At 68.3% G+C, this 7,511-nt stretch carries 6 protein-coding genes and 2 pseudogenes; 3 read left to right on the forward strand and 5 right to left on the reverse strand.

Features of this window, described 5'->3' with window-relative positions; translation table 11 throughout:
- Window positions 1–13: 13 nt before the first annotated feature.
- The 3 genes and pseudogenes from I71_RS17065 to radA all read right to left on the reverse strand — a co-directional run.
- Window positions 14–874: pseudogene (locus tag I71_RS17065) on the reverse strand (amidophosphoribosyltransferase); the annotation flags it as partial.
- A gap of 107 nt (window positions 875–981) precedes the next feature.
- Window positions 982–1,671: a CvpA family protein gene (locus I71_RS17070; protein ID WP_042696040.1), complete on the reverse strand. Its 690-nt coding sequence runs from the start codon at window positions 1,669–1,671 to the stop codon at window positions 982–984.
- Between the two features lie 42 nt (window positions 1,672–1,713).
- Complete coding sequence (gene radA / locus I71_RS17075; protein ID WP_042696041.1) at window positions 1,714–3,177, reverse strand: DNA repair protein RadA; 1,464 nt, start codon at window positions 3,175–3,177, stop codon at window positions 1,714–1,716.
- A gap of 188 nt (window positions 3,178–3,365) precedes the next feature.
- On the opposite strand from radA, the gene map reads away from it, so the two are divergent.
- From map to I71_RS17090, 3 genes are read left to right on the forward strand one after another with little or no spacing between them, the layout of a single operon-like run.
- Entirely contained in the window at window positions 3,366–4,175 is an 810-nt protein-coding gene (gene map, locus I71_RS17080) for a type I methionyl aminopeptidase (protein ID WP_042696042.1), read from the forward strand.
- The gene (locus I71_RS17085) at window positions 4,172–4,759 is read left to right on the forward strand and encodes an NUDIX hydrolase (RefSeq protein WP_042696043.1); all 588 of its coding nucleotides are present in this window, start codon (window positions 4,172–4,174) and stop codon (window positions 4,757–4,759) included. The genes map and I71_RS17085 overlap by 4 nt, the downstream gene beginning before the upstream one ends.
- Entirely contained in the window at window positions 4,756–5,205 is a 450-nt protein-coding gene (locus tag I71_RS17090) for a cupin domain-containing protein (protein WP_042696044.1), read from the forward strand. The genes I71_RS17085 and I71_RS17090 overlap by 4 nt, the downstream gene beginning before the upstream one ends.
- A 159-nt stretch (window positions 5,206–5,364) precedes the next feature.
- Here the strand turns inward: I71_RS17090 and der are convergent.
- Window positions 5,365–6,760: pseudogene (gene der, locus I71_RS17095) on the reverse strand (ribosome biogenesis GTPase Der).
- A gap of 41 nt (window positions 6,761–6,801) precedes the next feature.
- On the reverse strand, window positions 6,802–7,511 hold a 710-nt coding region (locus I71_RS17100; RefSeq protein ID WP_042696045.1), incomplete at its 5' end, for a PQQ-like beta-propeller repeat protein.

Below are 7,511 nucleotides of genomic sequence, written 5' to 3' on the forward strand. Positions count from 1 at the left end.
ATCACATCGGCGGGACCCCGGCCTCGCGGGCCAGCTCACGGCCGATGCGCTGGCGCGCCTGATAGACCGAGGTGCCCTCCATCACGCTGTCGGGACGGGCGAAGTAGATGTATTCGAAAATGCACAGGCGGCGCTGCTGCGGCTGGAACGGGCGCAGGCTGTGGACGCCCTCGGCGTCGATGACGATCATCTCGCCCGGCTCGACGTCGCGGACATATTCGGCGCCGACGATGTCGAAGGCGCAGGTCTCGCTCGCCAGAAGATGGATGTCGCCCAGCTTGCCCAGCACCAGCGGACGGACGCCGAGCGCGTCACGCACGCCGATGACCTCCTTGGAGGTGAGCGCCACCAGGGAGAAGGCGCCCTCGACCTGCCGCACCGCCTCGATCAGGCGGTCGACCGGCGAGCCGCCGCGGGCGGTCGCCATCAGATGGACGATCACCTCGGTGTCGGTCGAGGATTGGAACAGGCAGCCGCGGCGGACCAGCTGGCGGCGCAGCACCTGGGCGTTGGTCAGGTTGCCGTTGTGGGCCAGCGCGAAGCCGCCGAACTCGAAATCGGCATAGAGCGGCTGGACGTTGCGGATCGAGGTGTCGCCGGTGGTGGCATAGCGCACATGGCCGATGGCACTGGCGCCCTTCAGCTTGGCGATGATCGCCTCGGAGCTGAAATGGTCCCCGACCAGGCCCAGCGTGTGCTGGAGGTGGAAACGGCCGCCGTCGAAGCTGACGATGCCCGCCGCCTCCTGCCCGCGATGCTGCAGGGCATGCAGGCCCAGCGCCGTGATGGCGCCCGCCTGCGGGTTGCCGTAGATGCCGAACACGCCGCACTCTTCGCGCAGCTTGTCGTCGTCGAACGGATGCGTCGTCAGCATCACCAGAAGTCCTTCGTCCAGGAGGCGCCCTAGGGCGCGTCAGCACATGCAACGGAAAAAACTACGGTCCCACAAACGTCGATCGCGCCAAAACCGAGCGGTCAAGCTCAGCGGGCGTTGTTCTGCATCAGCCTTTCAAGGTCGGCGCGGTCGCGGTCCTTATAACCGGTATCGGGCGCCTGCGCACCCCCGGTCTTCGCGGGGCTGGGCACCGGCGTCGACAGGCGGTCGAGCGCCTCCTTGGCCTCCATCGCCTGTTTCGCCCGCTCGCGCGCCATGTCCATCTGGCCGAGCCCTTCCTTGCGCAACGTCTCCGGCACGAAGCCGTAGAGCGTCTCCGCCCCCATCGTCAGGAAGGGACGGGTCTTGGCCTGCTGCAGCCAGACCGGCTGTTCGGCCTGGTTCGGCACCAGCCACAGGAAGAACAGGTAGGCGATGGAAACCAGAATCCCACCCTTCACCAGCCCGAAGGCGAAGCCCAGCGTGCGGTCCAGCGCCGACAGCGCCGACGCCTGCACGCCGCGCGACAGGCTGCGGCCCAAGAGCGACAGCACGATCAGGGCGACGATGAAGACGCCCACCGCCGACGCGGCGTAGGCCAGCATCTCGAAGCGGATGTAGATCTGCGCATAGGGCAGGACATGGGGCAGCGCGTAGAGCGTGATCACCGCGGCCCCGGCCCAGGCGGCGACCGACACCAGCTCGGCGACGAGGCCGCGGCTGAAGGCGAGCAGCGCGGCCAGAAGCAGCACGGCGATGACGACGGCGTCCACCGGATTGACGGGAAAATTGTCCATGACCCTGTGCCGATTATTGGAGTGCCGATTGATGGGATGCGGTCAAATATACTCGTCGTCGCGCCAGCGGCGCGTGTCGTTGTCGTCATATCCCTGTTGAGAGGGAGGTCGCCGCGACGGCGGCCGGCCGGAGGATCCCTGCGTCTGGAACAGCGGCATCAGCTCCCCCAGCTGCTGGAGTTCGACCGTCTTGAGACCGTTGTCGCCACGGCTGCCCTTCTTGCCGGTGCGCCGCGCCGGGAAGATGGCGGAGGAGAAGCCGAGCTTCGCCGCCTCCTTCAGCCGCGTGTCGCTCTGGCCGACGGCGCGGACCTCGCCCGACAGGCCGATCTCGCCGAACACCACCGCGTCGGCCGGCACCGGTTCCCCGGTCAGCGACGATACGAGTGCGGCGGCGACGGCGAGGTCGGCGGCGGGTTCGGTGATGCGCAGGCCGCCGGCCACGTTGAGATAGACGTCGTTGGCACCGATCTGCACGCCGCAGCGCGCCTCCAGCACCGCAAGAACCATGGCAAGGCGGGCGGAGTCCCAGCCAACGACCGCACGGCGCGGCGTGCCGAGCGGCGACGGGGCGACCAGCGCCTGCACCTCGACCAGGACGGGGCGGGTGCCCTCCATCCCGGCGAAGACGGCGGCACCGGACACGTCGCCGCGGCGTTCGGCCAAGAAGAGGGCGGACGGGTTGGCGACCTCGCCCAGCCCGGCGTCGCCCATCTCGAACACGCCGATCTCGTCGGTCGGGCCGAAGCGGTTCTTCACCGCGCGCAGGATGCGGAACTGGTGGCCGCGCTCGCCCTCGAAATAGAGGACGGTGTCCACCATGTGCTCCAGCACGCGCGGACCGGCGATCATGCCTTCCTTGGTGACATGGCCGACCAGCAGCAGCACGACGCCACGCCGCTTGGCGACGCGGATCAGCTCCTGCGCGCTGGCGCGGACCTGGGCGACGGTGCCGGGAGCGCTGTCCAGATTGTCCATATACATGGTCTGGATCGAATCGATGACGATCACCTCCGGACCCTTGGCATCGTCCAGCGAGGCGACGATGTCGCGCACGCTGGTGGCCGACGCCAGATCGACCGGGGCGGTGGCGCAACCGAGACGCTGGGCGCGCAGCCGGACCTGATCGACCGCCTCTTCGCCCGAGACATAGGCGCAGCGGTGGTCCTGCGACAGCCGGGCCATCGCCTGGAGCAGAAGGGTCGATTTGCCGATGCCGGGATCGCCGCCGATCAGGATGGCCGAGCCGGGAACCAGACCACCGCCGCACACCCGGTCGAACTCGGCGATGCCGGTCATCCGTCGCGGCGGCGCCTCGCTGGAGCCGTGCAGGCCGACGAAGTCGATGCGGCGGCCGCGCGCCGAGCCCAGCCCCTTGGGCGCGCTGTCGGGAGCCGCCTCCTCGACGAGGCTGTTCCATTCGCCGCAGGCGTCGCACTTGCCCGCCCATTTGGGGAAGGAGGCGCCGCAGGCCTGGCAGACATATCGGGTGGTGGGCTTCGCCAAAGGTCTGGTAGTCCGATGGGGGTAAGGCCCGCCACATATAGCAAGCCGTTCCGCCGAATCCTATGCTTGCAGGGGTGGAATGCAGGGGCTTTTTTCAGACCGGCGGCGTGATAGCTTGTTGCGCTGTCTGCGGCTGGTCGCAGGGGTTGAAAGACGGTCAGAGGATTTACGTGACGGATGACGGTTTGATGGACAAGGAAGGCAAGCGGATCGTGCTGCACGGTCCGGAAGAGTTCGCGGCGCTGCGCAAGGCCTGCCGGCTGGCGGCCGAGACGCTGGATTACATCGCGCCCTTCGTGGTGCCGGGCGTCAGCACGGGCAGGCTGGACAAGCTGATCGAGGCGTTCCAGCGCGACCGCGGCGGCATTCCGGCGACGCTGGGCTATCACGGCTATCCGGCCTGCAGCTGCATCTCGCCCAACCACGTCGTCAACCACGGCATCCCCAGCGACGACAAGACGCTGGCCGAAGGCGACATCGTCAACATCGACGTCACCGTGATCCTCGACGGCTGGTACGGCGACAGCAGCCGCATGTATCTCGTCGGCGAAAAGGTCGGCGTCAAGGCGCGCAAGCTGGTCGACCTGACCTACCGCTGCATGATGGCCGGCATTGCCCAGGCCAAGCCCGGCAACCATCTGGGCGACATCGGCCATGCCATCCAGACGATGGCGGAGGCGGCGCGCTGCTCCGTCGTCCGCGACTTCGGCGGGCACGGCATCGGCCGGGTCTTCCACGACGCCCCCCATGTCGACCATTTCGGCAAGCCCGGCACCGGCGTCGAACTGCGCCCCGGCATGGTCTTCACGGTGGAGCCGATGATCAACGCCGGCCGGCCCGAGGTGAAGATCCTGTCCGACGGCTGGACCACGGTCACCCGCGACCGTTCGCTGTCGGCCCAGTTCGAGCACCAGATCGGCATCACCGAGGACGGCTGCGAGATCTTCACCCTCTCCCCCGCCGGCCACACCCAGCCACCTTACGGGAACGCCACATGAGCGATGAACAGAAGCCTTGGGACGTTCTGGGCAGCCGCGACCTGCTCGACGCCAGCCCCTACCTGAAGGTGCGGGCGGAGACGGTGCGGCTGCCGGACGGGCGGATGGTGGAGAATTTCTACCAGCTCGACCAGCCCGACTTCGCGCTGATGTATGTCGAGACCGAGGACGGCAAGGTGGTGATGCTGCGCACCTACAAGCATGGGCCGCGCCGTGTCAGCCTGACCTTCCCCGCCGGCGCCATCGAACCGGGCGAGGATCCGCTGGCCGCTGCAAAGCGCGAACTGCTGGAGGAAACCGGCTATGCCGCCGATGACTGGACGGCGCTGGGCGGCTTCGTGGTCGGGGCGAATTCCAAGGGCAGCACCTGCCACATGTTCCACGCCAAGGGCGCCCGCAAGGTGGCGGAGCCCGACAATGGCGATCTGGAGGACATGCGGATCGAGCTGCACAGCGCCCGCGAACTGATCGACGCGGCGGCGAATGGCGACTATGCGGTGCTGCCGGTGATCGCCATGCTGGGAGCGATGCTGCTGCCGGACCTGCGCGAGGGGCTGGGCATGGCGGCGCGGAGCACGCGATGACGGACGATGCGATGACCGCCGAGCGGCTGATCGACCTGCTGGGATTGCAGCCGCATCCCGAGGGCGGCTGTTATGTCGAGACCCATCGCGCGCCGGGGGATGGCGGACGCGGGGCGGTGACGGCGATCTATTTCCTGCTGCGGGCGGGGGAGCGGTCGCACTGGCACACCGTCGATGCGGTGGAGATCTGGCTCTGGCATGGCGGGGCGCCGCTGGAGCTGTCCATTTATGAGGATGGCGGGACGGTCGAACGCCGCCGGCTGGGGATGGACATCGCAGGCGCCGAGCGGCCGCAGGCGGTGGTGCCGGTGGGAGCGTGGCAGGCGGCGCGGAGCCTGGCCGAAGGGCCGGACGGCTGGTCGCTGGTGAGCTGCACCGTGGCGCCGGCCTTCGAGTTCGCCGGCTTCAGGATGGCGCCGGAGGGGTGGGAACCGGGGGTGGGGTAACACCGGCGCGCGTTGCGCGCCGCCGAGGGGCATGCTGCCTCTTGGCAATCCCCTGGCACAGATCCTCTGGCACAGGCTTGACGCCTGTGCTGCCCCCTCATCCTGACCCTCTCCCGGGAGGGGAGAGGGAATATCCGGTGGTGAGAGGGGATCTCGGGATCAATCCTCCGCGTACGGATTCTTGCCCTTGCGCAGAAGCAGGCGGACCGGCACGCCGGGCATGTCGAAGCTCTCGCGCAGGTGGGTGGTCAGGTAGCGCTGGTAGCTTTCCGGCAGGTCCAACGGCTTGTTCACGAACAAGGCGAAGGTCGGCGGCCGGGTCTTCACCTGGGTGACGTAGCGGATCTTCACCCGGCGGCCCTCGACCAGGGGCGGCGGATGATGGTCGAGAACACCTTCGATCCAGCGGTTCAACTGCGCGGTCGGGATGCGACGGTTCCAGACCGTGTAGGTCTCCAGCACGCCGTCCAGCAGCGTGTCGAGCTTGTGGCCCTTCAGCGCCGAGATGGTGACGACCTTGACACCCTTGATGTAGCCGAGCGCCGCCTCAAGCTTGTCCTCGACCTGACGCAGGGCCATGGCCCGGTCGTCCACCGTGTCCCACTTGTTGACGGCGATCACCAGGGCGCGGCCCTCGGAGATCACCAGCCCGGCCGATGGTCAGATCCTGCTGGTCGAGAATGGCGGCGGCGTCGACCACCAGCACCACGACATTGGCCATGCGGATGACGCGCAGGCTGTCGGCGACCGCCAGCTTCTCCACCTTCTCGTCGACACGGGCGCGGCGGCGCATGCCGGCGGTGTCGACCAGCTTGAAGCGGCGGTCGCGCCATTCCCAATCCACGGCGATGGCGTCGCGGGTCATGCCGGCCTCGGGGCCGGTCAGCACGCGCTCCTCGCCGAGCAGGCTGTTCAACAGGGTCGATTTGCCGACATTCGGACGGCCGACAATGGCGATCTGGATCGGCTTGCTGCGATCCTCCTCCGGCTCCGGCTGGTCGCCGATGGGAATGGAGGGGTCGTAGCCGTCGTCCTTCTCCTCGACCTCGCCGTCGCCCTCGGCCGGGGCGTAGGGCAGCAGGGCCTCGACCAGATCGGCCATCCCCTCGCCATGCTCGGCCGACAGCGGAATCGGATCGCCCAGGCCCAGCTCGTAGGATTCGAACAGGCCGGGCTGGCTGGCCTTGCCCTCGGTCTTGTTGGCGACCAGCAACACCGGGGTCTTGCCCCGGCGCAGCAGGTTGGCGAAGTGGCGGTCCAGCGGCGTGATGCCGGCGCGGGCGTCGATGATGAACAGCGCGACATCGGCACGGGCGAGCGCCTGCTCGGTCTGGCGGCGCATCCGCGCCTCCAGGCTGTCGTCGGTCACGTCCTCCAGGCCGGCGGTATCGACCACCGTGAAGGACAGGCCGCCGACATGGGCCGGGGCCGAGCGCCAGTCACGGGTGACGCCCGGCGTATCGTCCACCAGGGCCAGCTTCTTGCCGGCCAGACGGTTGAAGAGGGTCGATTTGCCGACATTCGGCCGACCGACGAGGACCACGGTGAACGACATGGGGCCAAAGGCCTTTCACAACAGACGGAGGAAATCCGCGATCAGCGGAACGCGACGAGCGTTCCGTTGTCGCACAGCACATAGAGAGTGTTGTTGGCAACGACCGGAGACAAGTAGGAACCGGTGGGCAGCGAGCGGGTCACCTCGACCTTGCCGTCCGACGGCGACAGGCCGAGCAGCTGGCCGTTGGAACTGGTCACCCACAGGCGGCTGCCCGCCATCACCGGGCCGGACCAGACGATCGGGCCGGTCCTGTCCTCCGGATCCTTGAAGCGGTCGAGCGGCGCCACCCAGCGGACCTTGCCGTTCTGGCGGGCCACCGCGACCAGTTCCTGGTCGTTGGTGACAGTGTAGAGGTAATCGCCGGCCAGCCACGGGGTCTGGACGCCGCCGATCTCGGTTTCCCAGATGCGGGCGCCGATGCGCTCGTCGATGGCGACCATGCGGCCGGAATGGCCGATGGCATAGACGGCGCCGCGATCGACCACCGGCAGGCCGCGGATGTCGGCCATGTTGCTGAGCGCACCGCTGCGGCGGATGTTGGCGAGACTGTCCTGCCAGGCGACGCGGCCGTTCTCCGGACGCAGGCCGAACAGCTCGCCCGAGGAATAGGGGGCGACGACCAGCGTGCCCGTCGCGGCCGGGCTGGCGGCGCCGAGCAGGCCGGCGGTCTCCAGGATGCCCTGCTGCGACCACTGCACCGCACCGTCGTCGGTGGACAGGGCGATGGTCTGGTTGTCCAGCGTGATGA

It is taken from the genome of Azospirillum sp. B506 (assembly GCF_000333595.1).
GTDB lineage: Bacteria > Pseudomonadota > Alphaproteobacteria > Azospirillales > Azospirillaceae > Azospirillum.